This is a genomic window from Pseudomonas sp. L5B5 (assembly GCF_020520285.1).
In the GTDB taxonomy this organism is placed as follows: domain Bacteria; phylum Pseudomonadota; class Gammaproteobacteria; order Pseudomonadales; family Pseudomonadaceae; genus Aquipseudomonas.
This window is the reverse complement of record NZ_CP084742.1, coordinates 1,258,210-1,284,814: the sequence shown is the minus strand read 5'-3', so window position 1 is coordinate 1,284,814 and position 26,605 is coordinate 1,258,210. Positions and strand designations below refer to the sequence as shown.

25 protein-coding genes are annotated in these 26,605 nt (G+C 64.4%); 20 read left to right on the top strand and 5 right to left on the bottom strand.

Annotation, left to right across the window (positions count from 1 at the left end; translation table 11 throughout):
• Window positions 1-4: 4 nt before the first annotated feature.
• From LGQ10_RS05875 to LGQ10_RS05845, 7 genes are all read left to right on the top strand, one after another.
• Entirely contained in the window at window positions 5-1,147 is a 1,143-nt protein-coding gene (locus LGQ10_RS05875; protein WP_058434536.1) for an ABC transporter permease, read from the top strand.
• A 4-nt stretch (window positions 1,148-1,151) separates the two neighbouring features.
• Window positions 1,152-2,270, top strand: coding sequence for an ABC transporter permease (locus tag LGQ10_RS05870; protein WP_226524930.1), 1,119 nt, complete (start codon window positions 1,152-1,154; stop codon window positions 2,268-2,270).
• 21 nt (window positions 2,271-2,291) lie between these two features.
• Window positions 2,292-3,788 carry an efflux transporter outer membrane subunit gene (locus LGQ10_RS05865; RefSeq protein ID WP_226524929.1) on the top strand — a complete coding sequence of 499 codons (1,497 nt, stop codon included), beginning with the start codon at window positions 2,292-2,294 and terminating at the stop codon, window positions 3,786-3,788.
• A 64-nt stretch (window positions 3,789-3,852) separates the two neighbouring features.
• Window positions 3,853-4,458, top strand: a complete 606-nt coding sequence (locus LGQ10_RS05860; protein ID WP_226524928.1) for a LysE family translocator — start codon at window positions 3,853-3,855, stop codon at window positions 4,456-4,458.
• A 148-nt stretch (window positions 4,459-4,606) separates the two neighbouring features.
• On the top strand, window positions 4,607-5,044 hold the full coding sequence (locus tag LGQ10_RS05855) for an HIT family protein (protein ID WP_058436418.1): 438 nt from the start codon (window positions 4,607-4,609) through the stop codon (window positions 5,042-5,044).
• 129 nt (window positions 5,045-5,173) lie between these two features.
• Window positions 5,174-6,001, top strand: a complete 828-nt coding sequence (locus tag LGQ10_RS05850; RefSeq protein WP_058436419.1) for an AraC family transcriptional regulator — start codon at window positions 5,174-5,176, stop codon at window positions 5,999-6,001.
• Between the two features lie 187 nt (window positions 6,002-6,188).
• A complete protein-coding gene (locus tag LGQ10_RS05845) occupies window positions 6,189-7,265 on the top strand; it encodes a polyamine ABC transporter substrate-binding protein (protein ID WP_058436420.1) in 1,077 nt (358 codons plus the stop codon).
• A gap of 68 nt (window positions 7,266-7,333) precedes the next feature.
• Here LGQ10_RS05845 and LGQ10_RS05840 read toward each other — a convergent pair whose 3' ends face one another.
• Genes LGQ10_RS05840 through LGQ10_RS05830 form a run of 3 tightly spaced genes read right to left on the bottom strand, consistent with a single transcriptional unit; the run spans window position 7,334 to window position 8,608 of the window.
• Entirely contained in the window at window positions 7,334-7,765 is a 432-nt protein-coding gene (locus LGQ10_RS05840) for a hypothetical protein (RefSeq protein WP_226524927.1), read from the bottom strand.
• On the bottom strand, window positions 7,762-8,232 hold the full coding sequence (locus tag LGQ10_RS05835; protein WP_226524926.1) for a DUF6896 domain-containing protein: 471 nt from the start codon (window positions 8,230-8,232) through the stop codon (window positions 7,762-7,764). The genes LGQ10_RS05840 and LGQ10_RS05835 overlap by 4 nt, the downstream gene beginning before the upstream one ends.
• Complete coding sequence (locus LGQ10_RS05830; protein WP_058436422.1) at window positions 8,222-8,608, bottom strand: hypothetical protein; 387 nt, start codon at window positions 8,606-8,608, stop codon at window positions 8,222-8,224. The genes LGQ10_RS05835 and LGQ10_RS05830 overlap by 11 nt, the downstream gene beginning before the upstream one ends.
• 432 nt (window positions 8,609-9,040) lie before the next feature.
• Here LGQ10_RS05830 and LGQ10_RS05825 point away from each other — a divergent pair, with 432 nt between their 5' ends.
• The 11 genes from LGQ10_RS05825 (at window position 9,041) to LGQ10_RS05775 (ending at window position 19,956) form a co-directional block, all read left to right on the top strand.
• Entirely contained in the window at window positions 9,041-9,652 is a 612-nt protein-coding gene (locus LGQ10_RS05825; RefSeq protein WP_226524925.1) for a transposase, read from the top strand.
• A gap of 32 nt (window positions 9,653-9,684) precedes the next feature.
• Window positions 9,685-11,373, top strand: coding sequence for a ShlB/FhaC/HecB family hemolysin secretion/activation protein (locus LGQ10_RS05820; RefSeq protein ID WP_226524924.1), 1,689 nt, complete (start codon window positions 9,685-9,687; stop codon window positions 11,371-11,373).
• Between the two features lie 21 nt (window positions 11,374-11,394).
• Window positions 11,395-13,212 carry a DUF2341 domain-containing protein gene (locus LGQ10_RS05815; protein ID WP_226524923.1) on the top strand — a complete coding sequence of 606 codons (1,818 nt, stop codon included), beginning with the start codon at window positions 11,395-11,397 and terminating at the stop codon, window positions 13,210-13,212.
• A gap of 11 nt (window positions 13,213-13,223) precedes the next feature.
• The gene (locus tag LGQ10_RS05810; RefSeq protein ID WP_053129146.1) at window positions 13,224-13,646 is read left to right on the top strand and encodes an ExbD/TolR family protein; all 423 of its coding nucleotides are present in this window, start codon (window positions 13,224-13,226) and stop codon (window positions 13,644-13,646) included.
• A 3-nt stretch (window positions 13,647-13,649) separates the two neighbouring features.
• Window positions 13,650-14,363 (top strand): energy transducer TonB, encoded by a 714-nt coding sequence (locus tag LGQ10_RS05805; protein WP_058433490.1) that lies wholly within the window; start codon window positions 13,650-13,652, stop codon window positions 14,361-14,363.
• A gap of 39 nt (window positions 14,364-14,402) precedes the next feature.
• On the top strand, window positions 14,403-16,100 hold the full coding sequence (locus LGQ10_RS05800) for a putative porin (protein WP_058433489.1): 1,698 nt from the start codon (window positions 14,403-14,405) through the stop codon (window positions 16,098-16,100).
• Between the two features lie 17 nt (window positions 16,101-16,117).
• Window positions 16,118-16,765, top strand: coding sequence for a DNA repair protein (locus tag LGQ10_RS05795; RefSeq protein WP_226524922.1), 648 nt, complete (start codon window positions 16,118-16,120; stop codon window positions 16,763-16,765).
• A gap of 20 nt (window positions 16,766-16,785) precedes the next feature.
• On the top strand, window positions 16,786-17,262 hold the full coding sequence (locus LGQ10_RS05790; RefSeq protein WP_226524921.1) for a YbjN domain-containing protein: 477 nt from the start codon (window positions 16,786-16,788) through the stop codon (window positions 17,260-17,262).
• A complete protein-coding gene (locus LGQ10_RS05785) occupies window positions 17,259-18,215 on the top strand; it encodes a peptidylprolyl isomerase (RefSeq protein ID WP_226524920.1) in 957 nt (318 codons plus the stop codon). The genes LGQ10_RS05790 and LGQ10_RS05785 overlap by 4 nt, the downstream gene beginning before the upstream one ends.
• 178 nt (window positions 18,216-18,393) lie before the next feature.
• Complete coding sequence (locus LGQ10_RS05780) at window positions 18,394-19,371, top strand: LysR family transcriptional regulator (protein WP_058433485.1); 978 nt, start codon at window positions 18,394-18,396, stop codon at window positions 19,369-19,371.
• Between the two features lie 72 nt (window positions 19,372-19,443).
• Entirely contained in the window at window positions 19,444-19,956 is a 513-nt protein-coding gene (locus LGQ10_RS05775) for a GNAT family N-acetyltransferase (protein WP_226524919.1), read from the top strand.
• A 155-nt stretch (window positions 19,957-20,111) separates the two neighbouring features.
• Here the strand turns inward: LGQ10_RS05775 and LGQ10_RS05770 are convergent, their stop codons facing one another.
• Both LGQ10_RS05770 and LGQ10_RS05765 read right to left on the bottom strand, forming a co-directional pair.
• Entirely contained in the window at window positions 20,112-23,204 is a 3,093-nt protein-coding gene (locus LGQ10_RS05770) for an efflux RND transporter permease subunit (RefSeq protein WP_226524918.1), read from the bottom strand.
• Between the two features lie 9 nt (window positions 23,205-23,213).
• Window positions 23,214-24,368 (bottom strand): efflux RND transporter periplasmic adaptor subunit, encoded by a 1,155-nt coding sequence (locus LGQ10_RS05765; protein WP_058436313.1) that lies wholly within the window; start codon window positions 24,366-24,368, stop codon window positions 23,214-23,216.
• Between the two features lie 205 nt (window positions 24,369-24,573).
• On the opposite strand from LGQ10_RS05765, the gene LGQ10_RS05760 reads away from it, so the two are divergent.
• Together LGQ10_RS05760 and LGQ10_RS05755 are read left to right on the top strand one after the other, a co-directional pair.
• On the top strand, window positions 24,574-25,275 hold the full coding sequence (locus LGQ10_RS05760) for a response regulator transcription factor (protein ID WP_058436312.1): 702 nt from the start codon (window positions 24,574-24,576) through the stop codon (window positions 25,273-25,275).
• 4 nt (window positions 25,276-25,279) lie between these two features.
• A complete protein-coding gene (locus LGQ10_RS05755) occupies window positions 25,280-26,593 on the top strand; it encodes an ATP-binding protein (protein ID WP_058436311.1) in 1,314 nt (437 codons plus the stop codon).
• The last annotated feature ends 12 nt before the right edge of the window (window positions 26,594-26,605 follow it).

Here is a 26,605-nt window from a genome sequence, read left to right as displayed (position 1 = left end):
CGCCATGTCCGAACTCAATGGATCTGCATCAGGTTTCAGGCGCCGCTTGGTGGCGCTGACCAAGAAGGAGTTCCGCCAGTTGTTGCGGGACAAGAGCAACATGGCCATAGGCGTGATCCTGCCCATCGTGCTCATCCTGATATTTGGCTACGGCCTGTCGCTGGATATTCGCAATACGCCACTGGCCGTGGTCCTGGAAGACAGTTCGCCCGTCGCCAGGGAGGTGGTGGCCAAGCTCGAAAGCTCCGCCTACTTCGCGGTCACCCGAGTCACCAGCATGGCCGAGGCGCAGGCACTGATGGACAAGCGCCGGGTCGATGGCATCGTGCGGGTGCCGGCCGACTTTTCCAGGCGGCTCGAACAGCATGACGCGCGCTTGCAGTTGTTGCTGCATGGCGCCGATGCCAACAGCGCGGCGACGTTGGGGCGCTATGTCAGAGGCGCACTGGCGGTCTGGCAACAGCAGCGGCTGGATCGGACTCTGCAGGCACCCGCCTCGGGGCGGGTGGTGATCGTGGAACGCATGTGGTTCAACGCGGCCAACAGCAGTACCTGGTATCTGGTTCCCGGGCTGATCGCCCTGATCATGACGCTGGTGGGGGCGTTCCTGACGTCACTGGTGCTGGCTCGCGAGTGGGAGCGGGGCACGCTTGAGTCGCTGTTCGTCACCCCGGTCAAGTCGATCGAGATCCTGCTGGCCAAGATCATTCCCTACTTCGTGGTCGGCCTGCTGGGATTGCTGATGTGCCTGGTCTCGGCGCGGCTGCTGTTCCAGGTACCGATCCAGGGCTCGCTGGTGCTCTTGCTGTTCAGCTCGATGCTGTACCTGCTGGTAACCCTGGGAATCGGCCTGCTGATCTCGGCGAAGACCCGCAACCAGTTCCTGGCGAGCCAGATCGCGATCATCTTCAGCTTCCTGCCGGCGTTGATGCTGTCGGGGTTCCTGTTCGATCTGCGCAACGTGCCGACATTCATCCGCGTGGTCGGCTCGATCCTGCCGGCGACCTATTTCATGGAGCTGGTGAAGACCCTGTTCCTGGCGGGCAACAACGGGCCGCTGGTGCTGAAGAACCTGGCGATCCTCACAGCCTATGCAGTGTTGCTCCTGAATGCGGCACGTCTTTGCACGCGCAAGAAGCTGGATTGAAGCCATGGAAAAGTTGATGAATTTCGTGCGTGAACTGCTGTTCCTGTTCCAGAAGGAATGCCTGGCCATCGTCAAGGACCCGGCCAACCGAGTGATCCTGATCGCCCCGGCGATCGTCCAGTCGCTGCTGTTCGGTTATGGCGCGACCTATGACCTGAACCATGTGCCCTATGCCGTGCTGGACCAGAGCCAGGGACGTGCTTCACGGGAACTGGTGGCCCGCTTCGATGCCTCCGGGGTCTTTGCCCGGGCAGCCACGCTGACCAGTGTCGACGAGATCGCCCCGGCGATCGACCAGGGCGAGGCCTTGCTGGTGCTGCACATTCCCGCCGACTTCGAGGAACGCCTGGGGCGCCATGAAGAGGCGGGCCTGCAGTTGGTGCTGGACGGGCGCAACTCCACGACGGCGGGAATGGCTGCCGGGCACATCGCCAACCTGGTGGGCGACTTCAACCAGCAGTTCCTGGGGGCTGCCAATGCTCCCGTGCGGCTGGAGACCCGCGCCTGGTTCAATCCCAACCTGCAGACGCGCTGGAACATCGTGCCTGGCTTGATCGCGGCCTTGAGCATGATCCAGACCTTGATGATGGCGGCCCTGTCGGTGGCCAGGGAGCGCGAGCAGGGCACGTTCGACCAGTTGCTGGTCACGCCGCTCACGCCCTTCGTGATCCTGCTGGGCAAGGCCATGCCCTCGGTGCTGATCGGCTTGCTGCAATCGAGCCTGATCCTGTTGGTCGGGTTGTTCTGGTTCGAGATTCCCATGATCGGCTCCGTGCTCGACCTGTACCTGGGGTTGTTCGTCTTCACCAGCGCTTGCGTGGGCATCGGTCTGTCCATCTCGGCGCTCTCGGCCAACATGCAGCAAGCGATGGTGTACACCTTCGTGCTGATGATGCCGCTGATCCTGCTGTCCGGGCTGATCACTCCAGTGCACAGCATGCCGCAGGCCCTGCAGCTTTTGACCTACCTCGACCCGCTGCGCTTCGCCATCGACCTGGTCAGGAGGATCTACCTGGAAGGGGCGACCCTGGCCGATGTCTCCTGGAACCTGGTGCCCATGTTTGCCGTCGCGCTAGTGACCCTGCCTCTGGCGGCCTGGCTGTTTCGCAATCGTTTGGTTTGAATTGGCTTGATAAGGAATGTCATGAAAACGACTCATTCTGGATACCTGCTCGGTGGACTGGCAGCGGCATTGATGATGGCGCTCTCGGCCTGCACCGTTGGCCCCGACTTCAAGGCGCCCGAGGTGCAAAGCCCGCAGCGATGGGAGGACTGGCACAGCGGCCCGACGGCCACACCGGGGCCCGGGCAACCCTCCGTGGCGACGTCAAAGGGGGTCGCCGGTCACTGGTGGCAGGTTTTCAACGATCCGGTGCTGGACCGGCTGCAGGCCCAGGTGCAGGCGGACAACCCGGACCTGCAGACGGCCTTGCTGCGATTTGCCCAGGTGCGCCTGCAACGCCGGATCGTCGCGTCCCTGGAGACACCCGAGGTGTCTTTCTCGGCGGCGGCTACGAGAAACCGGCAAAGCCGCTATGCGCCGAACAATCGGATGCTCGAAGCCCTGGGGGGCGACCGCGATGCCCTGGAAAAGGCCCTGACCGACCCCTACAGCCTGTACCAGGCCGGTTTCGACGTTTCCTGGGAGCTGGATATCTGGGGCCGGGTGTCGCGCCTTGGCGAAGCGGCCCAGGCCGACGTCGATGGCGCCGCCGCAACCCTTGACGATGTGCTGCTGAGCGTGTCCAGCGAGCTGGCCAGGAACTACCTTGAAGTGCGCACGGCTCAACGCCAGACCAGCCTGCTGGAACAGGAGGCGCGGATTCTCGAGGCCCATCTGCAAGTGGTTGCGGTACAGGCCCGCGAGGGCGAGGAGGACGGGTTCGCGGTGGAGCGCCAGCAAGCGCGCCTGGCGGCGCTCAATGCCCAGATTCCGGGCTGGAAGACCTTGCACACCCAGGCGGCCAACCGGATCGCTCTGCTGCTGGGCCAGCATCCGGGCAGCCTGGACACCTTGCTGGCCGATACAGCCGATAACGCCCTGGGCAGCCCGCTACCCAACCTGCAGCTGGGGGTGCCTGCCGAGCTGGCGCGCGAGCGCCCGGATATCCGCGCCGCTCAAGCCCGGTTGCACCGGGCCACGGCCGGTATCGGCGTGGCCGAGGCGCAGCTTTATCCCAGCGTGATGCTGGGGGCCGACGTGGGTTTCGAGTCCTACAAGAGTGGCCAGTTCGCCGACTGGAGCAGCCGAAGCTGGTCCGTGGGGCCTCGCCTGGACCTGCCGCTGTTCGACCGCGGGCGGCGCAGCAATACCGTGGTCTTGCGCAAGCTCGAACAGCAGGAGGCGGCCGTGGCGTTCCACCAGACCGTGCTGGCAGCCTGGCAAGAGGTGGACGACGCCTTGAGCCGTTATCACAACGAGTACCAGCGTGCCGAGCATCTCAAGGACAGCTACGACAGCAAGGCCCGCACCTACGAGTGGACTCGCGCCAGGTACGCCGCCGGCGATGCCAGCTACCTGGACGAACTGGATGCCCAGCGCACGTTGCTCGAGGCCCAGCGTGACCTGGTCAACAGCGCCAGCCAGCTCAGGACGCACTTGATCAGCATCTACAAATCCGTGGGCGGGCACTCCACCTGACCCCGGGCCATACAGCGACCCAACCTCAGCCTCCAGACCGACTTTCCTGACGGAATAGGAAAACATGCAAATGGACGACTTCTACAAGATCGCGTTGTTCTCATCCCTGATACTGATCGTTCCGGGGCCTTCGAATACGCTGCTGCTGGCTTCGGGCTTCAAGTTCGGCGTGCTGCGGTCCTTGCCCCTGGCGCTGGTCGAGATGCTCGGCTACACCGTTTCGATCTGTACCTGGGGCTGGGGGCTGGTGCTGCTGTCCCAGGACCATCCGTGGCTGATCCACCTGATCAAGCTCTGCTGTGCGTGCTACATCGCGGCGCTGGCCCTCAAGACCTGGAAGACCTCGGGTATCGATGCCCACCAGGCGGATCGGTTTGAAAACTGGCCGCGTCATCTGCTGATCGCGACCCTGCTCAATCCCAAGGGGTTGATCTTCGCCAGCGTGATCTTCCCGGCCAGCTCGTTTGCCAGTGTCCCGGGGTTCGCGGGGTCATTGGGCGCATTCTTCGTGGCACTGGCGCCCATCGCCTTGCTGTGGATTTCGCTGGGGGCGGGCATCCGGGCGCAATACTTCGGACGAGTGTCTGGCCCGTTGTTCTCAAGAGTCACGGCCATCGTGCTGGCGCTGTTCTCGGCAACGCTCACCTACACCGTCGTTCGGGCGGTATAGGACCATCGGCGCACAGCGACCCTGGAGCATCGCCCGCTGCGTTGGCAAACCCCGTGCTTGCAGGTGATAGAGTGGCCGCGGTGCCGACCGGCACCTGGACACTGTCTGCCTGGCAGCGCTTGCCGGGCACGCCATCAAGGGATAATGAATGTCGCTGATTTCGCAACGTGTCGAGCTGGCCCGCCAGGGTGCCAACGACAAGGTGATTTGCCGCATGGCCTCGGGCTGGGCGGTCATGGGGGATGTGCAGTTCCTGCCGGGCTACTGCCTGCTGCTGCCTGATCCTGTGGTACCGAGCCTGAACGATCTGGATGCCCAGGCCAGGGCGGCCTACCTGCTGGACATGGCCCGTATCGGCGACGCCGTACTGCAGGCCACCGGGGCCCTGCGCATGAACTATGAAATCCTCGGCAATTCGGAACCGGAACTGCATTGCCACCTCTTTCCCCGTTATGCCAGCGAGCCTGAAGACAAGCGCCGGATGCCCGTCTGGTTCTACGACTGGAAGACCGCGGTGGCCTACACGGAGTCCGAACACGGGGAGTTGCGCAAGCGCATCGCGCAGTTGCTCGAAGCCGCTCGCTGATCCTTTGGGGCGGCCAGGTCAATGCAATCAGGCCCAACAGGCGTGAGCTTGGCCGCCTCGCGCCAGTGGCTGGGTCGAGGCCAGGTTTCGGTTATCCTCTGAGCCTGTTCGAGTTGTGGAGTGGCGCGCATGACCCTCGACCCTCTTCTGCCTGATGATCAGGCACAGGCTGAGCACACCCGCCGGACCATCCTGCTCTATCACCAGGCCTGGAAGCAGCGTGACCTGGAGGCGGTGATGAGGCTGTATCACCCGGATGTGGAGTACCACGACTTCTCGAGCCATCAGGTGGTGCGCCTGCCCGAGCTTCGAGACTTCGTGCAGTCCAGCCTGCCGCACCTGAGCGGTGAACTGCTGGAGCATACCGATCGGATTCGCATCGACGGCCATACGGCATTCATCCAGTACCGCATCTGCCTGCGCGGTGGCAACGATCTGCTTTCGTTTCGGGCCAGTGAAGCGATCACCGTGCTCGACGGCCTGGTCTGGAGGGTCAATGAGTACGCCAACCTGGAGCGGGCCGGTGAAGTGGCCTCGACGGTTGGCCGCCCCGCACTCAGCCGCTTGGGCCTGTCAACGCGCCAGATAGGGATTCTGGCGGGCGACCTGGAAGACTATTTCCAACGCCAGCGGCCCTACCTTGACCCCGAGCTGAACCTGCAGCAGGTGGCCGATGCCACGGGTTATACCCGTAACCAGGTATCCCATTTGCTCAATCAGGTGCTGGGGCAAAGCTTCTATCGCTACGTCAATCAAGCCCGCCTGAAACACTTGCTCAATGCCCTGGAGCAGGACTGCGATAGTGCGCGGGTGGATGGGCTGGCCTTCGCTGCCGGGTTCAACTCCATTTCGGCCTTCTACAAGTGCTTCCGCGAGCATCTGGGAATGACGCCCAAGGCTTATCTGAAGCAGTTTTCTACGCGGGCCCGCAGGCAAGACACACCTCGCAGCAGTTGATTAACCTCATTCCCGTCGTTGTCGAGCCGTGTCGGCAAGTTCCTCGAACCCGGGCCCGGGAGTCGCGGGATCCCTGCACCGAAAGACGCTGCGCATGAAGCTCCCAAGGGCAATAGGGAGGTCGCCTGCAATCGGCATCCTCAAGTTTTCAGTGGTTACCTAAAACAATAATCAAAGAGGTGATGTCATGCTGAAAAAGCTATTTCCCCTTTTATTGATCGCGTCCGCGAGTCACGCAGCTGGAGAGCTCAGGGTCTACAACTGGAGTGGTTATGTGGCCGACGACACCCTGTCCGGTTTCAAGGCGCAAACTTCCATCCAGGCGCACTACGACGTCTACGACAGCAACGAGATACTGGATGCCAAGTTGATGACCGGCCGCTCCGGCTACGACGTGGTATTTCCTTCGAGTCACTTCATGGCGCGGCAAATCGAAGGCGGCGCATTGAAAAAACTCGACAAGAGCAAACTCCCCAACTGGAAGAATCTTGACCCCGAACTGCTTCAGGCCACCGCGGTGAATGATCCGGGCAACCAGTACGGATATCCGTATGTATGGGGCACGACCGGAATCGGTTACAACGTCGAGAAAGTGCGTGCGGTCCTTGGCCCGGATCAACCGATGGACAGCTGGGACCTGATCTTCAAGCCGGAGCTTTTGCAGAAGCTGGCCAAGTGTGGGGTCGCGGTATTGGACAATGCCCCGGAGATGTTGCCGATCGCGCTCCATTACCTGGGCCTTCCCCACCACAGCACCAACGTCGAGGACTACAAGAAGGCCAAGCTGTTGTTGGAGCAGATGCGCAAGAACGTCACCTACTTTCATTCCGGCAAGTATGTTTCCGACCTGGCCAATGGCGATATCTGCCTGGTGCTGGGTTTTTCCGGTGATGTGCTGCAGGCTGCCGACAGCGCTCGCGAGGCGAAGAATGGTATCCAGATCGATTATGTCGTTCCCAGGGAGGGCGCGCCGACCTGGTTCGACATGGTGGCCATGCCTGCCGATGCACCCAATGAAGAGGCTGCCTACGCCTTCATGAACTACCTGTTGCAACCTGAAGTCATGGCGGCGGTGACCAACTCGATCAAGTACGCCAACGGTAACCAGGCGGCCGGGGCGTGGGTTCATCCGGATATAAGGTCGGACAACAAGGTATATCCGTCGCCGCAGATATTCGGCAAGTTGTATGCGTTGCAAGCCGTTCCACCGAAAATCGATCGATTGCGCACGCGGATCTGGAACAGTGTCGTGACTGGCAACTGACCGCGACTATCTGCGATCGAACGTTGGTCTTGGTGTAGCCGGGTGATATCGGCCTGCACGTTCCCCGGTCATGTGCGCCTGGCACGAAATGTCTGGCCCGTGATTATCATCGCGGTGCCTGTGACATGGACGCTGGCGATGTCGTTTATAACGATCTCAAGTCCGCTGATGCTGGCAAACAGGTAAAAGAACAGCTCGAAGTAGAGATAGTCACGGATCAGGCTGGCGGCCAGGTCCGGTTCGTTCTTGAGCAATTGCCTGAAACCCGGGTAATCCAGCTGTTGCAGTGGCGCAATGTCTGCATACCCCTGCGCCTTGTCATCAATCCGGCATTCGCTGATGAATCCGTCGGCGCATTCGAGAAAGCGTGCAGGAAGTTCATCGTGGTCTATTTCCAGCGTGTAGGGGGTCGTTTCAAGGATCGAGGTCTCCCCGAAGCCCAGGCTTCTATAGCTGACGGTGCCGGGTTCGACGCGCTTGCCTGCCGAAGTGAACTTCATGGGGTGGTTCCATTTCCTGCGCGGGGTGGATTGTCGTGGTGATCTTCCAGCGGGGCCTGCCAGTCGCTGTTGTCGGCAACGTAATACAGCATGTAGTTGGAATGGACCACTGATCCTGTCGTCACTGCCTGGTCGAAACATGCCTGGAGCGCCTGCTGATCGGCAAACCCGTAGTCTGCAAGCCCAGGTCCGGCAAAACCGGCCAGCCTCGAGACGGTCACTCCGTCGATCTGTGCATGCTCGCCAAAATCGAAGTCCACGATGCCTGACGGCAGGTGAACGGCGCAGCCGTAGCCATGCTTGAAGTAACGAATACCTCCGGCAAGTTCGCCCTGGTCCGCAATATCGCTTGCCAACCAGTCGACGTTGCTGACGGGCAAGGCAATGCCGGACTGGCGGATCAGCTCGACGGCGCTACGGACCCTGGCCTGGTAGTCGTGAATCAGTCGGGCGAGGTCAGGGTGCATGTCGAGGCTCCAGGCGCCCGTGCCCGTGATAGTCGAGCATTTCCCGCATGGCCGGGCAGAGCTGTTCTTGTGAGGCCATTTGCCAGAATGTTTTTTCCCCCAGCAGTGACTCGAAGCCTTCGATCAATGCCTGGGCTGCGTTGTGGTGGCCCGCGCGTAGCCATGTTCGGCATAGCTGCCGGTTCTCTTCCCTGGACAACCTGGCGCCCTGCAACAGGATCAGGGTGTAGCGCACGTTCAGCGGCCACAGCTCCTTGAGAAAATCGATTCGCTGTGCACTTGGCAAACTCGCCAGCCACTGTCGTACCGGCTTGTCGAGCTGGCTTGTGCCTGTTCGGCAGGCCAGTTGTGCGGGAGTGAACTGAAGGTGGTCCATGTTGCTTGATGCCCTGCAAAGCTGGAGGAGGGTAGGTCGATGCCTTCAAAAATATACCAGGCAGCAGCCCGATGCCGATCGGTTACCCCATAAATGCGCGTTACCGTTCACGACCATCGCGAGCAAGCTTCGCTCCTACAGTGGATCACTTTTTCTTAACTGACTGGCATTGAGGCAGCAGCCTGCCTTGGTGCTCCACCTGGCCCACCACGGCGAGCCTGCGAGGCTGCGCCCGGTCGCGCAGCGGCCGCAGAACCTCGACCCTGCGCGCCCCCTGGCGGGCGGCTTCAGGCCGTTGCTCAATTTGTGAATGAAGCTTTTATGACAAAAGTTCGGTAGCACATCGCCACGCACGTCTTGGGTATGTAACGCGCTTGAGGGGGCCGCCAGGCCACTTTTCTTAAGCCGAGGCGGGACGCCGGGAGTGAGGCTATGGGGACTATGGAACGCTACTCGAAAGTGGGCATGCAGGAGCTGGACCAGAGGCTGTCGAAGATCGTCGAGGCGGCGCGCAAGAAGCCGGTATCGGTCTATCGCTATGGGGCGCCGTGGGTCTGGATCGTGTCCCAGGATGACTGGCAGGGCGCCTTGAAGGAGGTCTCCAGCTATATCCCCGCGGGGCATTCGCTGGTGTTGCTGCGCCCGCAGATCGAGGAATTGCTGGATCGGCATGCCGAGCTGTTCGAGGCCCTCAATGCCGAGGCCGGCCTGCTCATCGCGCCACGCACGGTGATGCACATCCTGTTGTTGCAGCTCCTGTACTCGGTGCCCAGCGAACAGCAGCTCTACGAGCAGTTGAACTACAACCTGCTGTTTCGCTGGTTCGTCGGCCTGGGCCTGAACCAGAAAGTCTGGAGCTTCAGCGTCCTGAGCCGCGATATCGCCGCCCTGCTGAACAACCCGCGGGCAGTGCACTTGATCCACCAGATCATCGGTGACGTGTTCTGCAAGGCCTTGCTGCAGATGCCGGAGTTCTCGCTGAACTTCGCGTTGCTGCACACCTGGCTGGCACGCCACGACAACACCTCGATCACCAGCAATTGAATCAGCCAAACGCTGTACAGACGGCGACGGCAATGCGCGTGCGCGCGCCAATTTTCAGACTTCTAGGGGGCGGTGTGGAGCATTCGGGCAAATCAGGACGACCGGGCAGTAGCGGGCGCTGGTGGCCGTTGTGCGGCTGGTTGGCATGGCTGGCGCTGGCGCCGGCGGTGCAGGCCGAGGAGGGCGGGCCAGTGCCTGCCGAGGTAGCGCAGGAGGCCCAGGCCCCGACGCGCCTGGTGGACGTCAACGAGTACTTCGTGCGTGGCAACACGGTGCTCGATGCCCGGGCCATCGAGGAGGCGGTGTACCCGTTCCTCGGGCCGCAAAAGGCCCTGGCCGATATCGAGGGCGCCCGCGATGCCTTGCAGAAGGTCTACCAGGCCCGGGGCTACCAGTCGGTGTACGTCGAGTTGCCGGAACAGAAGGTCGAGGATGGCATCGTCTACCTGCAAGTCAGCGAGACCAAGGTCGGTCGGGTGCGAGTGGTAGGGGCCAAGCACTATTCGCCGCTGGAGATCCGCGAACAGGTGCCGGCGCTGCAGGAAGGCCAGGTGCCGGACTTCGCCACGGTGCAGAGCCAGCTGGCGGGGCTCAACCGCGGTGCCGGACGCCAGGTCATGCCCTTGGTACGCGAGGGCCAGCGCCCGGGAACCATGGATGTGGACTTGCAGGTGGAGGACAAGAACCCCTGGCGTGCCAGCGTCGGCCTGAACAACGACTACAGCGCCGACACCGAGAAGCTGCGCACCGTGGTCAGCGTCGGCTACGACAACCTCTGGCAGCTGGGCCACAGCGTGTCCCTGACCTATTTCACTGCCCCCCAGGACACTTCCAACGCCAAGGTCTGGTCCGGTTCCTACACCGCGCCCCTGAGCGATCGCTGGAGCTTGCAGTTCTCCGGTTACCAGTCCGACAGCAACATCGCCACCATCGGTGGCAGCAACGTGCTGGGCAAGGGCCACTCCTATGGGGTCTCGGCAATCTATGCCTTGCCAGCCAGCGACCAGTGGGCCAACTCGCTGTCGGTGGGCGTGGACTTCAAGGACTTCGAGGAGGAGATGCGCTTTGGCCGCAGCAGCGACCAGATCCCGCTCAAGTACGCCCCACTGACCTTTGGCTACAACGGCTACCGCTACAGCGAGAAGTCGCAGTTGGGCCTGGGCCTGAACCTGGTGATCGGCACCCGGCGCTTCTTCGGCTACGGCAGCGACGCCCGGGAGTTCCAGTACAAGCGCGACGAGGCCAGTGCCAGCTTCTCGGTACTCAAGGGCGACGCCAGCTTCACCTACACCTTCGCCAACGACTGGCAGTCGGCGTCCAAGGCGGCGTTCCAGCTGGCCTCGGGGCCCCTGGTCTCCAACGAACAGTATTCCGCTGGCGGCGCCACCTCGGTGCGCGGCTACCTGGCTGCCGAGCGTACCGGGGACGAGGGTTACCTGTTTTCCCAGGAGCTGCGCACGCCGTCCCTGGCCAAGTTCCTTGGCAGCTACGTGCAGGAGTGGCGCTTCTATGCCTTTGCCGAAGGCGCACGTCTGCGCCTGCACGAACCGCTGGTGGAGCAGGAAGACGAATACAGCCTGGCCAGCGTCGGCCTGGGCACCCGCGCCAGCTTGAGCAAGTGGCTGTCCGGCAGCCTGGACTGGGGCTACCCGCTCAAAGACGGGCCCAACACCCAGAAATACGACCCCCGCCTGCACTTCAGTGTGCAAGCCACGTTCTGATTTTTTACGGAGAACCCTTCCATGCAACGCTTATTCCTGAGCCTGTTGATCTGCCTGGGCTTCGTGCTCCCGGCCACGGCCCATGCCTGGTGGCAGGACGACTGGCACTACCGCAAGCAGATCACCGTCGACACCACCCCCCAGGGAGCGGCCATCAACGAGGCCTTGGGGCGCACTGCACTTCTGGTGCGCCTGCACACCGGCAACTTCACCTTCGACGGGGTCAAGGAAGACGGCGCCGACCTGCGTTTCGTCGCGGCCGATGACAAGACCGTGTTCAACCACCAGGTCGAGAGCTTCGACCCGTTGATGGGCATGGCGCTGATCTGGGTCGACGTACCCAAGGTCGAAGGCGGCCAGCGCCAGGACATCTGGATGTACTACGGCAACCAGAAGGCGCCGGCCACCGCCAACGGCCAGCTGACTTTCGACCCTGGCTACACAGCGATCTATCACTTCGACGGTGGCAACGGCATCCCGGCCAAGGACACCACCGCCTATGGCAACACCGCGCAGGGCGCCACCGGAGCCAGCATCGACGGAGTGATCGGTCGTGCCTTGCAGTTCAGTGGCCAGCCATTGCTGCTGCCCGCCAGCCCGTCGTTGCAGCACAACGCCGGCGGCGCCTTCACCTTCAGCGCCTGGGTGCGCCTGGACCAGGCCAGTGGCGAACAGCTGCTGCTGGCCCGCCGCGAAGGTGCCGGCAGCCTGCTGATCGGGGTCAACCAGGGCATGCCGTTCGTGGAAGTGGACGGCCAGCGTGCGGTGTCTACCCAGCCGTTGAACCCGGGTCAGTGGCAGCACCTGGCCCTGAGCGGCGAGGGCAGCCGCCTGGCGCTTTACGTCAATGGCCGGGAAACCGCGAGCCTGGCCCAGGCCATCCCGTCCTTCAATTTGCCGCTGGCCATCGGCGCCGACCTGCCGGTTGCAGCAGGGGCCGAGGCCGGCCATTTCCTGCCGTTCACCGGGGCCATGGACGAACTGCGCCTGTCCAAGGTGGCGCGTACCGCAGCGCTGATCCTGGCCGACGCCAGCGCCCAGGGCGCCGAGTCGAAGCTGGTGGCCTACGGGGTCGATGAAGAGCAGTCGGGCTTCGGTTTCGGCAGCCTGGGTTTCCTGCTCAAGGCTGTGCCCGTGGATGCCTGGGTGATCATCTTGGTACTGGTGGCGATGATGCTCCAGTCATGGGTGATCATGCTGCGCAAGAACCGCATGGTCAGCCGGGTCAGCGCCGCAAATACGCTGTTTCGCGAGCAGTTCGCCAAGGTGGGTACGCGCCTTGAGATGTTCGCCGACGACCAGGCCCTGGCCGATCGCCTGGAGCACTCCTCGCTGTGGCGCCTGTACCTGGTGGCGGTGAAGGAGATCCGTACCCGGCGCGAGCAGGGCGCCGACACCTCGTCGGTGTCGGCAGCCACCATCGAGGCCATCCGCTGCTCCATGGACGGGGTGCGCACCCGGGAAAACCAGCAACTGAGCGCCAAGCTCTCGACCCTGTCCAACGCCATCGCCGGCGGCCCGTACATCGGCCTGCTGGGCACGGTGCTGGGGATCATGGTGGTGTTCCTCGGTACCGCCATGGCCGGCGACGTCAACATCAACGCCATCGCCCCGGGCATGGCCGCGGCCCTGCTGGCCACCGCCATGGGCCTGTTCGTCGCGATCCCGGCGCTGTTCGGCTACAACCGCCTGATCACCCGCAACAAGGAAGTGGGGGCCGACATGCGGGTGTTCGTCGACGAATTCATCACCCGCCTGGCGGAGCTGCATGGCGAGAGCCAGCAGCATGAGAACGCCCATTGGCGGGTCAGCCACAGCAACGCATCCGTGCCTGCCTGAGGAGAATTGCCATGGCTTCCGTGAACGCCTCCCATGACGACGAAGACGATGCCGCTGTCGACAGCATCAACATCACGCCCCTGGTGGACGTGCTGATGGTGGTGCTGGTGATGTTCATCCTCACCGCCACGGCCCAGGTCTCGGGCATCCAGATCCACCTGCCCAAGGCCAGCGCCTCGGTGTCGTTGTCCGAGGCCAAGACCAAGGCCATTTCGGTGAACGACGGCGGCCAGGTATTCCTCGATGCCTACCCGGTGACCCTGGGCGAGCTGGAAGAGCGCCTGCGTATCGAGAAAGCCCAGAACCCGGACTTCCCGATCATCGTGCGCGGCGACGCCACGGTGCAGTACCAGAAGGTGATTGAAGTCCTCGACCTGCTGCGCCGCCTGGAGTTGTCCCAGGTCGGGCTGGTCACCGGCAAACCCCAGGGCTGAGTCATGACTGCACAACAACCTATCCAGCTCCCGCCCGTCCGGCACAAACCCGGGGTCGTGCGCCTGCTCAAGTGGGGCCTCGGGCTGCTGCTGGCCGGCGTGGCGGCCTGGCTGCTGTGGCAGTGGGCCAACGACATGGCCGGGGTACGCCGGGAAGCGCCCAAGGTGCCGACCATCATCCCGTTGCCGCCACCACCGCCACCTCCACCGCCGCCGGAAAAGCCCAAGGAACCTGAGCCAGTGGAAGAGAAGGTGCCGGAACCCGAGCCCACGCCAACCCCCGAGGAGGTCAAGCCCGAGGAAGAGGCGCCGCCATCGCCGGCGGACGATCTGGCCAACCCGATGCAGATCGACGGCGACGCCCAGGCGGGTGGCGACGCGTTCAATATCGGCGCCGGCAAGGGCGGTGGCATGGCCGGCTCCGGTGGCGGTGGCCTGGGCACCGGGACCTACAAGCAATACCTGGCAGCGACGTTCCAGCGCGCGCTGCGCGAGGACCCGGAGCTGCGCAAGAAGGCCTACGGGCTGCAGGTGGACCTGTGGCTGGGCGCCGATGGCCAGGTCACCCGAGTACTGCTGGCCAGCTCCAGCGGCGATGCCCAGACCGACGAGCAAGTACTGGCGGCGCTGCGGGCCACGCCACGCTTGAAGGAGCGCATGCCGGCTTCCCTGACCTTGCCTGTGCGCTTGTCCCTCAAGGGCCGGCGTCCGGATTGATCGAACCCCTTTTGCAGTTTCTACAGGAGTTGTGTGCAGATGATTTCCACCCTGAATCGATTGACCCTGGCGCTCGGCATGGTCGCCCTGACCCTGGCCGGCCAGGCCACGGCCGCAGCGGCCGCGCCCTCGGAGAACGCCACGATCAACCTGATCCGTCTGTTGGTGCAGCAGGGGGTTTTGAAGCAGGAGCAGGCCGACGGCCTGATCGCCCAGGCCGAGAAAGAAGCCCAGCAGGCTCGCCAGGCCAACGCTGCAGTGGCCGCCAGCGGGCCTGCGGCGGCGCCGGGGGATGTGCGGGTGCAATACGTGCCGGCCATCGTTCGCGACCAGATCCGCGACCAGGTCAAGGCCGAGGTCATGGCCACCGCCAAGCAGGAGAACTGGGCACAGCCCAACACCTTCCCGGATTGGGTGTCACGCATCACCTTCGACGGCGACATCCGCCTGCGCAGCGAGTCGCGGTTCTTCGCCGACAACAACAGCAACGAGATCGTCGACTACGCCAAGCTCAACGACAGTGGCCCCTATGACGTCAACAAGGACACCAACAGCAAGCTGCCGCCGCTGCTCAACACCCGTGAAGATCGCGACAACCTGTTCCGCCTGCGCGCACGCCTGGGGATGAAGGCGGTGATCTCGCCGGAATGGACCGCCGGAATCCGCATCGGCACCGGTTCGGACAACAATCCGGTGTCCACCACCCAGACCCTGGGCGGCGGCTTTGGCAAGAAGGACATCTGGCTCGACCAGGGCTACCTGACCTGGAAAGCCACCCAGGACCTGACCCTGACTGGCGGGCGGATCGCCAACCCGTTCTATTCCACCGATATGCTGTATTCCAACGACCTGAACTTCGACGGCGTGGCGGCCATCTTCAACCACAAGCTCAACAACGACTGGGGCCTGTTCGGCACCGTCGGCGCCTTCCCGGTGGAGTACACCAACGACACGGCCACCAGCAACGGCTTCGACAAGAACGAGAGCGACACCAAGTGGCTGTTCGGCGGGCAGATCGGCGCCAACTGGAAGATCAACCGCAGCAACAGCCTCAAGGGAGCCCTGGCCTACTACCGCTTCGACGACATCGAGGGCCAGCGCTCCAGCCCCTGCACGCCCTGGGCCGGGTCCCCGGGCTGTGACACCGACGGCTCGCGCGTGGCCTTCATGCAGAAAGGCAACAGCGTGTTCCTGCTGCGCAACATCACGCCCAACCCGGCAACCCCTGGCCTGACCCCGCAACCGCAATACACGGGCCTGGCCTCCAAGTTCGACGTGCTGGACCTGAACCTGGCCTGGGATACCGAGCTGCCGGAGGACCTGCGCCTGCGCACCCAGGGCAACTACATCCGCAACCTGGCCTATGACAAGGCCGAGATGATCAAGCGCAGCGAAGGCCAGATCGTCAACAACATCAACCGCAACGGCGAGTTCGAGAGCGGCGGCAATGCGCTGATGGTCCAGTTCACCCTGGGCAACGCCCTGGAAATGAAGAAGGCCGGGGACTGGAACCTGCTGGCCGGCTACAAGTACATCCAGCCCGATGCCTTGCCCGACGGCTTCAACGATTCGTCGTTCCATCTGGGGGGCACCAACGCCAAGGGCTACTTCCTGGGCGGCAACTACGGCATCGACAAGAACATCTACGCCACGGCCCGCTACATGAGCGCCTCGGAAGTCTACGGGCCGCGCTATGAAGTCGACGTCATGCAGCTTGAACTCAACACGCGCTTCTAAGCGCAGGGAGAAAGGTTATGAACAGTCGGACGAGGGCAGGGGCCGCAGGCCTGTTGCTGGCCTGGGGCGTGCTGGCCAGCGCGCCCGCCGCGGCCGAGGGCATGGAGGAGCGGCTGCGCACCCAGTTGCGCAGCACCACCCAGCAGTTGCAGGCCCTGCAGAGCGAGCAGGCCCAGGCTGGCGCCGCGCGGGTCGCTGCGGAGAACGCGGCCAAGGAGGCCCAGGCCCAGGTCAAGCAGCTCACCGCCGAGTTGGCCAGGGCCCGTGGCGTGGCCGAGCAACTGGCTGGCCAGCAGCAGAACCTGCAGAGCCAGGCCCAGGCCCAGGCAGCTGCCAATAGCGAACAGCTGGGCAAGTTCAAGAAGGCCTACGACGAATTGCTGGTGCTGGCCCGGGGCAAGGAGGCCGAGCGCACCCGGTTGCAGGCGCAATTGAGCGAACGTGACACACAAGTGCAGCAATGTGCGGTCAAGAATCAGCAGATGTATGGCATCGCCAAGGAAATCCTCAGCGCCTACGAGAAAATCGACGTGGCCGAGGTGGTCAAGATCCGCCAGCCTTTCGCAGGCAGTGCTAGGGTCAAGTTCGAGGAACTGGCCCAGGGCTTCGGAGATGACCTGTACCAGACCCAGTTCGACGCCCCGCGGGCGGCGAGCGCCCATTGATTACCAGGGAAGACTTACACATGACTCAAGCAACCTTGATCACCAGCGTCACCACCGACAGCCTGACCGACCTGCTGCAAGGCGCCGGTTACCGGGTCAACCAGACCGAACAGAACGGCATCGTGCAGTTGCTCAGCGCCAGCCAGGGCATCGGCTACGCCGTGCGTTTCGGCAATCCGGCGGATGAGGCCGGGCACTACGTGGATTTCACCTACAGCTGCGCGCTGCGGGTGCAGGGCGAATTGCCGGCCGGCCTGGCGGAGCTGTGGAACGCCTCGCGGCGCTTTGCCCGGCTGTCGTTACAGGGCGAGTTCCTGGTGATGGAGATGGATGTGGTGGTGGCCGGGGTCAGTGATAGCTACCTGCGCGGCCAACTGGAGCTGTGGGACCGCCTGCTCCAGGAGTTCATTGTCTACCTGCGTGAATACAGCCAGCAGGCCGCTCGCCTGCAGGCCGGAGCGCCCGAGGCGGCCAGCGCCGAAGAGGCGCTGCTGTGAAGAAGCCGACCCTGGTGATCGGTGCCGGGGCACTGACCCTGCTGGGCCTGGCAGTGGGTCTGGCCTTGCGTCCGGGGAGCGATCCGGTGGCGGCCCAGCAGCCCGCCCCGGCGGCGCTGCAGCAACTGGCCAATGCCCCGGCTGTGGCGCGCCTGGGCAACCAGCAGGTCGCGGTGCCGGAACTCCAGGACCTGTTCGCCAGCCTGCCCGAGGAGGCCCGTGAGCAACTGCGGGGCAATCGCCCGGCCCTGGAAACCTGGATTCGCTCGCGCCTGGCCCAGAAGGCCGTGCTGGAGCAGGCCGACGCCCAGGGCTGGCGACAGCGCCCGGAAGTGGAGCAGCAGACTCGCGCCGCCACCGAGCAGATCGTCTTTCGCGACTACATGCAGTCCGTCAGCCAGGTACCGGCGGATTACCCCAGCGCCGCCGAGTTGCAGCAGGCCTATGACAGTGGCAAGTCGGCCTGGCTGACCCCGCCGTTGTACCGGGTCAGCCAGATCTTCCTTGCGGTGGCCGAGCCCCAGATGCTGGAGTCGGTGCGGCGCCAGGCCCAGGAGATCGGGCGTAAGGCCCAGGCCGCTCCGGGTGACTTCGCCGCCCTGGCCGCGCAGTACTCCCAGGACCCGGACAGTGCCCGGCGGGGCGGGGACTCGGGCCTGCAGCCCCTGCAGCAACTGGTGCCGGAGGTGCGCGGGGCGGTAGCTCGGCTCAAGGTGGGGGCGGTGTCCGAGGTGGTACAGAGCGCGGCAGGTTTTCATGTGCTCAAGCTGACCGAGCAGCAGCCGGCGCGTACCGCCAGCCTGGACGAGGTGCGCGAGCGCCTGACCCAGGCCTTGCGTGCCCAGCGCCAGGAGCAGATCGCCAAGGCCTACCTGGAGGGCATGCTCAATACCGCGACCCTGAGCATCGATGGTGCGGTGCTCAACCAGGTCCTGGAGGAAAAAACCAAGTAACCGGCCCACGTGGGGCGCGAACACCGGGCGGTTCCCTCCTGCGGGGCACGGCTGCGGCCCGCTCCACGTGGTTTCTGGACAGGGCGGGGCGGGTCATGGCGCGTGCAGCCGTGGCCAGCCGGACGCCAGCAACGGCGCAAGCCAAGGAAGCAACACTCAACAAGACAGGGAGTCACCGATGTCATTTCTCGAACCTGCTCCACTCCAGGGCGTTGTCCCCTACAGCGTTCCCCAGGAACCCCGGGAAGCCTGGCTGGCACTGGCGGCCGGGATCGATCCGGAGGTCGCCCAGTACTTTCTGGTGAGTGCTCGCTGCGGGTGCTTCATGCAGGCGGCCCGCAGCCTGAACATCAAGGCCACCCTGTTGCGCAAGCAACTGGCCCTGCTGGAGGAGCACCTGCGGCGCTCATTGTTCTGCTATCAGGGCAATGCCTTGAGCCTGAGCCGCGAAGGCCTGCAATTGCAGGCCCAACTGATCGCCCTGGCCCATCAGCGGCGCTTGCCGGTGATCGAGCAGCCGCTGATTCGCCTGGCGGTGGCCGAGACCCTCCTGCACGACATCCTCGGTCGCGACCTGATCGCCTTGCTGCGGCGCAACGCCAGTGCGCGCCTGGAAATCATCTCCATCGACAGCGACCTGTCGCTGCAGGCCCTGAGCGCTGACCTGGTGCTGTGGCTGGCGGCCGAGGATTCGCCCTTGCCGGGGCCCAGCTTCGCCATCCGCGAGCCCTTGCCCCTGGCGCGCATCGACTACCTGCCGCACATCGCCAAGCGCTATTCGCGGGTGGCGGCGCGTCCCGACAGCGTCGACGACCTGGCCGACTACATGCTGGTGCAGTGGCAGCACGACCGCCAGATCGAACCCTTCCGCCCGTGGAACAGCCTGGTGGATTCGCGCCTGGCCGGCGTGGTGCACGTGCATTCCTATGAACTGATGCTGGAAATGATCCGCTGCAGCGCCTGCATCGGCCTGTTGCCGCAGTACATCAGCCGCTTCGACCGGGGCCTGACCGCCTTGCCCGGCCTGTTCGGCGAAAGCATGCAGCGCCGCGCCTGGCTGGCGATGAGTGCCCAGGTACAGCACGAGGCCGAGGTGCAGCAACTGGTGGAATTGATCATGCACACCTTCACCGAGCGTGAGGACTGGTTTGCCTGAAGGGCGGCCTCGCCAGGGCCGGGTTTGACGTCTTACACTCGGTGGCCATTCCATCGACAAGGACGACCCGCCATGCCCAGCTCACCCGCTACCATTGTCATCGAGCGTTTCAACGACATTCACCTTGATGGGGTGACGGCGCTGTACAGCGAGCCGACAGTGGCCAGCCAGACCCTGCAGATGCCTTACCAGTCCCGCGAGTTGTGGCGCAAGCGCCTGGGGCAGGACAACGAGCGGCTGGTGTCCCTGGTGGCGTTGCACCAGGGGACGGTGATTGGCAGTTGCAGCCTGGAGCAGTTCTCGCGGGTGCGGCGTTCCCACTGCGCAAGTTTCGGCATGGGGGTGGCGTCGGCCTGGCAGCGCCAGGGCATCGGCAGTCGCCTGCTGGCGGCAGTGCTGGAGGTGGCGGACAACTGGATGAACCTGCGCCGGGTCGAGCTGACGGTGTATGCCGACAACCTGCCGGCCATCGGCCTGTATCACAAGTTCGGTTTCGAGACCGAAGGCCAGTTGCGTGACTACGCCATCCGTGATGGCCGGTACATCGACGTGCTGAGCATGGCCCGCCTGCGTCACCAGGCCTGACCTGTAGCCGCTGCCGAGCCCGCGAGGCTGCGACCGGTCGCGCAGCGGCCGTGGCATCGCGGTCTGCCTGGCTCACCGCTGGCGCCCGCTGCGCGGTCGTGCGCAGCCTGCGGCAGCGGCGACACGAGGCGAGGCAGCGGCCGGTCGCTTAGCGGCTACCGCGAGCCGCGTTTCACCAGTTTCATCACCACCACGAAGAATACCGGGACGAAGATCACTGCCAGGGTCGCGGTGATCATGCCGCCGATCACCCCGGTGCCGATGGCCTGCTGGCTGGCGGAGCTGGCGCCGGTGGCGATGGCCAGGGGCACCACGCCGAGGATGAATGCCAGGGAGGTCATGACGATCGGCCGCAAGCGCAGGCGGGCGGCCTGCAGGGTCGCGTCCAGCAGGTCGTGGCCTTCGTCGTGCAGGCTCTTGGCGAACTCGATGATCAGGATCGCGTTCTTCGCCGACAGGCCGATGATGGTGATCAGGCCCACCTTGAAGAACACGTCGTTGGGCATGCCGCGCAAGCTCACCGCCAGCACTGCGCCCAGCACGCCCAATGGCACCACCAGCAGCACCGAGGCCGGGATCGACCAGCTCTCGTAGAGCGCCGCCAGGCACAGGAACACGATCAGCAGCGACAGCCCCAGCAGCAGTGGGGCCTGGCTGCCCGACAAGCGTTCCTGCAACGACAGGCCGGTCCACTCCAGGCCCAGGCCGTTCGGCAGCTGGGCCACCAGGCGCTCGACCTCCTGCATGGCTTGGCCGGTGCTGTGACCCGGTGCCGGCTCGCCCGACACGCTGATCGCCGGGTAGCCGTTGTAGCGGGTCAATTGCGCAGGCCCCAGTTTCCAGCTGGCGCTGACGAACGCCGACAGCGGCACCATCTTGCCTTCCTTGTTGCGCACGTTCAGGCGCAGGAGGTCCTCGACCTGGCTGCGCTGGTCGCCCTCGGCCTGGATCACCACCCGCTGCATCCTTCCCTGGTTGGGGAAGTCATTGATGTAGGCCGAGCCCAGGGCGGTGGACAGCAGGCTGCCGATGTCGGCGAAGGACACGCCCAGGGCATTGGCTTGCTTGCGGTCGACCGCCAGTTGCACCTGGGGCGCCTCGGCCAGGGCGTTCTCCCGGACGTTGGCCAGGATCGGGCTCTTTTCAGCCGCCAGCAGCAGATCGCTACGGGCCTGCATCAGCGTTGCATGGCCGACGCCGCCCCGGTCCTGCAGGCGGAACTCGAAGCCGCTGGATGTCCCGAGGCCGTCGATCGGTGGCGGCAGGATGGCGTAGGCCACGGCGTCCTTGATCTGGCTGAAGGCTGCGGTCGCGCGGTCGGCGATGCTCATCGCCGAGTCGTCGCGGCCCCGTTGTGACCAGTCCTTGAGCGTGGTGAAGGCCAGTGCCGCGTTCTGCCCGTTACCCGAGAAGCTGAAGCCCAGGATGATGGTGCTGTCGCCCACGCCCGGTTCCGAGGCGTTGTGTGCCTCGATCTGTTCCACCACGCCGATGGTGCGGTTCTGGCTGGCACCCGGGGGCAGCTGGATATCGGTGATGGTGTAGCCCTGGTCTTCGACCGGCAGGAACGAGGAGGGCAGGCGGGCGAACAGCAGCGCCATGACCACCAGCAGCGCCAGGTAGATCAGCAGGTAGCGTCCGCTGCGCTTGAGGGCATAGGCCACGCCGCCCTGGTAGCGGTCGGTCAGGCGCTCGAAGCGCCGGTTGAACCAGCCGAAGAAACCACTGCGTTCGTGGTGCTCGCCGGCAGCGACGGGCTTGAGCAGGGTCGCGCACAGGGCTGGGGTCAGTGTCAGGGCCAGGAACGCCGAGAACAGGATCGAGGTGGCCATGGACAGCGAGAACTGCTGGTAGATCACCCCGACGGAGCCGGGCATGAAGGCCATGGGAATGAACACCGCCACCAGCACCAGGGTGATGCCGATGATTGCACCGGTGATCTGCTTCATCGCCTTGCGTGTGGCCTCCTTGGGCGGCAGGCCTTCGTTGGCCATGATCCGCTCGACGTTCTCCACCACCACGATGGCATCGTCCACCAGGATGCCGATGGCCAGCACCATGCCGAACATGGTCAGCACGTTGATGGAGAAACCCAGGGCCAGCATGGTGGCGAAGGTGCCCATCAGCGCCACTGGCACCACCAGGGTCGGGATCAGGGTGTAGCGGATGTTCTGCAGGAACAGCAGCATCACCAGGAACACCAGGACCATGGCCTCGAGCAGGGTGTAGAGCACCTTGGTGATCGAGACCTTGACGAACGGCGAGGTGTCGTAGGGGATCTTGTATTCCACGCCCGCGGGGAAGTAGCGCGACAGCTCATCCATCTTTGCCCGGATCAGAGTCGCGGTACTCAGCGCGTTGGCGCCCGGGGACAGTTGCACGCCGACGGCGGTGGACTGCTTGCCGTTCAGGCGCGTACCGAACTGGTATTCCTGGCTGCCCACTTCCACCCGCGCCACGTCGCCGATGCGCACGGTGGAGCCATCCGGGTTGGCCTTCAGGACGATGTCGGCGAATTCTTCCGGATTGCTCAGCTGGCCCTTGACCAGGACGGTGGCAGTGATTTCCTGGCTGGAGGGGCCTGGCAGGTCGCCGATGCTACCGGCCGGCACCTGGGCATTCTGGGCGGCGACGGCAGCGTTGACGTCGGCCGGGGTCAGGTTGAAGCCGATCAGTTTCTGCGGGTCGAGCCAGATTCGCATGGCCCGTTCGGCGCCATACAACTGGGCCTTGCCGACGCCATCCACGCGGCGGATTTCGTTCAGCACGCTGCGCGCCATGTAGTCGCTGAGCGCGACCTCGTCCAGGCGCCCGTCATTGGAGCTCAAGGTGATCAGCAGCAGGAAGCCGGCGGACACCTTCTCCACTTGCAGGCCTTGCTGGGTCACGGCCTGGGGCAGGCGTGGCTCGACGGCCTTGAGGCGGTTCTGCACATCCACCTGGGCCAGTTCCGGGTTGGTGCCCGGTTGGAAGGTGGCGGTGATGGTGGCGCTGCCCAGGCTGCTCTGGGACGAGAAGTACAGCAGGTGGTCGGCCCCGTTGAGCTCCTGCTCGATCAGGCTGACCACCGACTCGTCCATCGTCTGGGCCGAGGCGCCCGGGTAGGTGGCGGACAGTTCGATCTGCGGCGGAGCGACGTTGGGGTACTGCGCCACGGGCAATTGGGGAATCGCCAGGGCGCCGCCGAGCAGGATGAAGAAGGCCACCACCCAGGCGAACACCGGGCGGTCAATGAAGAATTGCGGCATCTGTACTACCTACTGGCCTGGGTTCTGGACGTGGGCGAGGGGGGCGTCATCGATTTCCACTTGTTCGCCCGGACGGGCGTGCTGCAAGCCCTCGACGATGATCCGGTCACCGGGCTTGAGGCCATCGGTGACGATCCAGCGGTCCTGTTGCACGCCACCCAGGTGGACGGCGTGCTGCACGACGCGGTTGTCGGTATCCACCAGCAGCACCTGGGCAATGCCGGCGCCGTCGCGCTGGATGGCCCGCTGCGGCACGCTGATGCCTTGGCGGTTGACCGCCTGCTCCAGGCGGACCCGGACGAAGCTGCCGGGCAGCAGGTCCAGTTCGGGGTTGGGGAACTCGCTGCGCAGGGTGATCTGGCCGGTGCCCGGATCGACGCTGATATCGGTGAACAGCAGCTTGCCCGGCAACGGGTAGAGGCTGCCGTCGTCCTGGATCAGGGTGGCCTTGGCCTGGTCCTTGCCGACCTGTTGCAACTGCCCGGCGCGCAAGGCCCGGCGCAGCTCGTTGAGCTCGCGGGTGGACTGGGTCAGGTCGGCGTGGATCGGGTCCAGCTGCTGGATCAGCGCCAGGGGCGTGCTTTCGCCTTGGCCCACCAGGGCGCCTTCGGTGACCAGGGCACGGCCGACCCGGCCGGAGATCGGCGCGGTGACGGTGGCATAGCCGAGGTTGAGCTTGGCGCGCTGCACCGCCGCCTGATTGGCGGCGACTTCGGCGGTGGCCTGGCGCGCCGTGGCCCGGGCGTTGTCGTATTCCTGGCCGCTGATGGCCTGGTCGGCGATCAGCTTGGAGTAGCGCTGCTCCTGCAGCTGCGCCTGGAACGCCGTGGCCTCGGCCTTGCGCAGGCTGGCCACGGCGCTGTCCAGGTCGGCCTTGAATGGCGCCGGGTCGATGCGAAACAGTACGTCGCCCTGCTTGACGTCCGAGCCTTCGCGGAAAGTCCGCTGCAGCACCACGCCGGCTACTCGGGCACGGACTTCGGCGATGCGCGGCGCGGCGATCCGTCCGCTCAGCTCGCTGGTGATGGACAAGGCCTGGCTGCGCACGATTTCGGTCCGGACCTTGGCCGGTGCCGGTTTCTGCTCGCCGCTGGACTGGCCGCAGGCGCTCAGCGCCGCGGCCATGACCAGCAGGCAAAGCGGCGCAAAGAGTGTGTTCGACATACTGATACCCCAATGATGAACCCCGCATGCTAAGGGCAGGGGGGTTAAGGCGCTGTGAAGCTATGTAGCCGCTGTGTGAAAAAATGTGAAGCGCACGAGCCGGCCGGGGCTCTGTTGTATATGCTTGGCTGCCTTGCTGCTTTTACCCGGCGTATCCATTGATAACGCCGGCCTTTGGTATTTCTTCAACAAAGATTTTTCTTCCATGGCCAATATCCTGCTTGTCGAAGACGACTGCGCGCTCTCCGAACTGATTGCCAGCTACCTGGAGCGCAACGGCTACCAGGTCAGCGTCATCAGTCGCGGCGACCAGGTCCGGGAGCGAGCCCGGACCAACCCCCCGGACCTGGTGATCCTCGACCTGATGCTGCCGGGCCTCGATGGCCTGCAGGTGTGCCGGCTGCTGCGGGCCGACTCGGCCAGCTTGCCGATCCTGATGCTGACCGCCCGCGATGACAGCCATGACCAGGTGCTGGGCCTGGAAATGGGCGCCGACGACTATGTGACAAAACCCTGCGAGCCGCGAGTGTTGTTGGCCCGGGTACGCACCCTGTTGCGCCGCAGCAGCCTCAGCGAACCGCAGACCGCCAGTGACCGGATTCTCATGGGCAACCTGTGCATCGATCTGTCGGAGCGCACCGTGACCTGGCGTGAGCAACTGGTGGAGCTGTCCAGCGGCGAATACAACCTGTTGGTGGTCCTGGCCCGGCATGCCGGTGAAGTCCTGAGTCGCGACCAGATTCTCCAGCGACTGCGGGGCATCGAGTTCAACGGCACCGATCGTTCGGTGGACGTGGCCATTTCCAAGCTGCGGCGCAAGTTCGACGACCATGCGGGCGAAGCCCGCAAGATCAAGACGGTATGGGGCAAGGGTTACCTGTTCAGCCGTTCCGAGTGGGAATGCTGATTCCATGCTGCGCATCCTGGTCCGGCTGTACCTGATCACCATCGTGGCTTTCAGTGCGGCGATGTACCTGATCCCTGACCTGGTGATCAAGGTCTTTCACGAACGATTCATCGACTACAGCCTGGAACAGTCCCGTGGCTTGCAGAGGCTGATCCAGGAGCAGTTCCGCTCGGTGCCAGCGCCGCAGTGGCCTGCGCTGGCCAAGCAGCTGGACGAGGACTTCCATCCGCTGCAGGTGGCCCTGGTGCGCATCGACGATCCGGACTTCAGCCGCGACGAGCGCGCGCTCCTGCGTGCTGGCGAGAAGGCGGTGCGGGTGGGCGACTGGGGTTCGCTGACCCTGGCGGTCTCGCCGCTGGACGAGCAGTGGGCGGTCAAGCTGGTGGTGCCGCCGGACCCGCTGGACGTCAACCTGCTGTACTGGAGCATGAACGTCCTGATCGTCGCGGTACTGCTGGCCTGCCTGCTGCTGTGGGTCAGACCCCACTGGCGTGACCTGGAGCGCCTCAAGCGCACTGCCGAGCGTTTCGGCAAGGGCCACCTGGACGAACGTACGCGATTGCCCGCCAGTTCCAACATCGGCAGCCTGGCCCATGTGTTCGACACCATGGCCGGCGACATCGAAAAGCTCTTGAACCAGCAGCGCGACCTGCTCAATGCGGTGTCCCACGAGTTGCGCACGCCCCTGACCCGGCTGGACTTCGGCCTGGCCCTGGTGCTCTCCGATGAATTGCCTGCGGCCAGTCGCGAGCGTCTGCAAGGGCTGGTGGCGCACATCCGCGAGCTGGATGAACTGGTGCTCGAGCTGCTGTCCTACAGTCGCCTGCAGAACCCGGCCAGCTTGCCGGAACAGATTGAGGTGGCGCTGGACGAGTTCATCGACAGCATCCTGGGCAGCGTCGACGACGAGCTCGAATCGGACGTGGTCATCGACGTCCTGCTGCACGGCACCCTGGAGCGTTTCACCCTGGATCCGCGGCTGACGGCCCGGGCCCTGCAGAACCTGTTGCGCAATGCCACCCGCTATTGCGAGAAACGCATCCAGGTGGGGGTGCTGGTGAGTGATGCAGGCTGCGAGATCTGGGTCGACGACGATGGCATCGGCATCCCCGACGACGAGCGCGAACGGGTGTTCGAACCCTTCTATCGCCTGGATCGCAGCCGCGATCGCTCCACCGGTGGTTTCGGCCTGGGCCTGGCCATCAGTCGCCGGGCCCTGGAGGCCCAGGACGGCACGCTGACCGTGGAAGCCTCGCCGCTGGGCGGGGCGCGCTTTCGCCTGAGCCTGCCGGCGCCGTGGTCCGCAGGGCGCAACTGACAGTAATTTCAT

Bases quoted from the DNA above. Each gene is read 5' to 3' on its own strand.
- LGQ10_RS05875 (WP_058434536.1), top strand. From the start codon at position 5: ATGTCCGAACTCAATGGATCTGCATCAGGTTTCAGGCGCCGCTTGGTG.
- LGQ10_RS05870 (WP_226524930.1), top strand. From the start codon at position 1,152: ATGGAAAAGTTGATGAATTTCGTGCGTGAACTGCTGTTCCTGTTCCAG.
- LGQ10_RS05865 (WP_226524929.1), top strand. From the start codon at position 2,292: ATGAAAACGACTCATTCTGGATACCTGCTCGGTGGACTGGCAGCGGCA.
- LGQ10_RS05860 (WP_226524928.1), top strand. From the start codon at position 3,853: ATGCAAATGGACGACTTCTACAAGATCGCGTTGTTCTCATCCCTGATA.
- LGQ10_RS05855 (WP_058436418.1), top strand. From the start codon at position 4,607: ATGTCGCTGATTTCGCAACGTGTCGAGCTGGCCCGCCAGGGTGCCAAC.
- LGQ10_RS05850 (WP_058436419.1), top strand. From the start codon at position 5,174: ATGACCCTCGACCCTCTTCTGCCTGATGATCAGGCACAGGCTGAGCAC.
- LGQ10_RS05845 (WP_058436420.1), top strand. From the start codon at position 6,189: ATGCTGAAAAAGCTATTTCCCCTTTTATTGATCGCGTCCGCGAGTCAC.
- LGQ10_RS05840 (WP_226524927.1), bottom strand. From the start codon at position 7,765: ATGAAGTTCACTTCGGCAGGCAAGCGCGTCGAACCCGGCACCGTCAGC.
- LGQ10_RS05835 (WP_226524926.1), bottom strand. From the start codon at position 8,232: ATGCACCCTGACCTCGCCCGACTGATTCACGACTACCAGGCCAGGGTC.
- LGQ10_RS05830 (WP_058436422.1), bottom strand. From the start codon at position 8,608: ATGGACCACCTTCAGTTCACTCCCGCACAACTGGCCTGCCGAACAGGC.
- LGQ10_RS05825 (WP_226524925.1), top strand. From the start codon at position 9,041: ATGGGGACTATGGAACGCTACTCGAAAGTGGGCATGCAGGAGCTGGAC.
- LGQ10_RS05820 (WP_226524924.1), top strand. From the start codon at position 9,685: ATGCGCGTGCGCGCGCCAATTTTCAGACTTCTAGGGGGCGGTGTGGAG.
- LGQ10_RS05815 (WP_226524923.1), top strand. From the start codon at position 11,395: ATGCAACGCTTATTCCTGAGCCTGTTGATCTGCCTGGGCTTCGTGCTC.
- LGQ10_RS05810 (WP_053129146.1), top strand. From the start codon at position 13,224: ATGGCTTCCGTGAACGCCTCCCATGACGACGAAGACGATGCCGCTGTC.
- LGQ10_RS05805 (WP_058433490.1), top strand. From the start codon at position 13,650: ATGACTGCACAACAACCTATCCAGCTCCCGCCCGTCCGGCACAAACCC.
- LGQ10_RS05800 (WP_058433489.1), top strand. From the start codon at position 14,403: ATGATTTCCACCCTGAATCGATTGACCCTGGCGCTCGGCATGGTCGCC.
- LGQ10_RS05795 (WP_226524922.1), top strand. From the start codon at position 16,118: ATGAACAGTCGGACGAGGGCAGGGGCCGCAGGCCTGTTGCTGGCCTGG.
- LGQ10_RS05790 (WP_226524921.1), top strand. From the start codon at position 16,786: ATGACTCAAGCAACCTTGATCACCAGCGTCACCACCGACAGCCTGACC.
- LGQ10_RS05780 (WP_058433485.1), top strand. From the start codon at position 18,394: ATGTCATTTCTCGAACCTGCTCCACTCCAGGGCGTTGTCCCCTACAGC.
- LGQ10_RS05775 (WP_226524919.1), top strand. From the start codon at position 19,444: ATGCCCAGCTCACCCGCTACCATTGTCATCGAGCGTTTCAACGACATT.
- LGQ10_RS05770 (WP_226524918.1), bottom strand. From the start codon at position 23,204: ATGCCGCAATTCTTCATTGACCGCCCGGTGTTCGCCTGGGTGGTGGCC.
- LGQ10_RS05765 (WP_058436313.1), bottom strand. From the start codon at position 24,368: ATGTCGAACACACTCTTTGCGCCGCTTTGCCTGCTGGTCATGGCCGCG.
- LGQ10_RS05760 (WP_058436312.1), top strand. From the start codon at position 24,574: ATGGCCAATATCCTGCTTGTCGAAGACGACTGCGCGCTCTCCGAACTG.
- LGQ10_RS05755 (WP_058436311.1), top strand. From the start codon at position 25,280: ATGCTGCGCATCCTGGTCCGGCTGTACCTGATCACCATCGTGGCTTTC.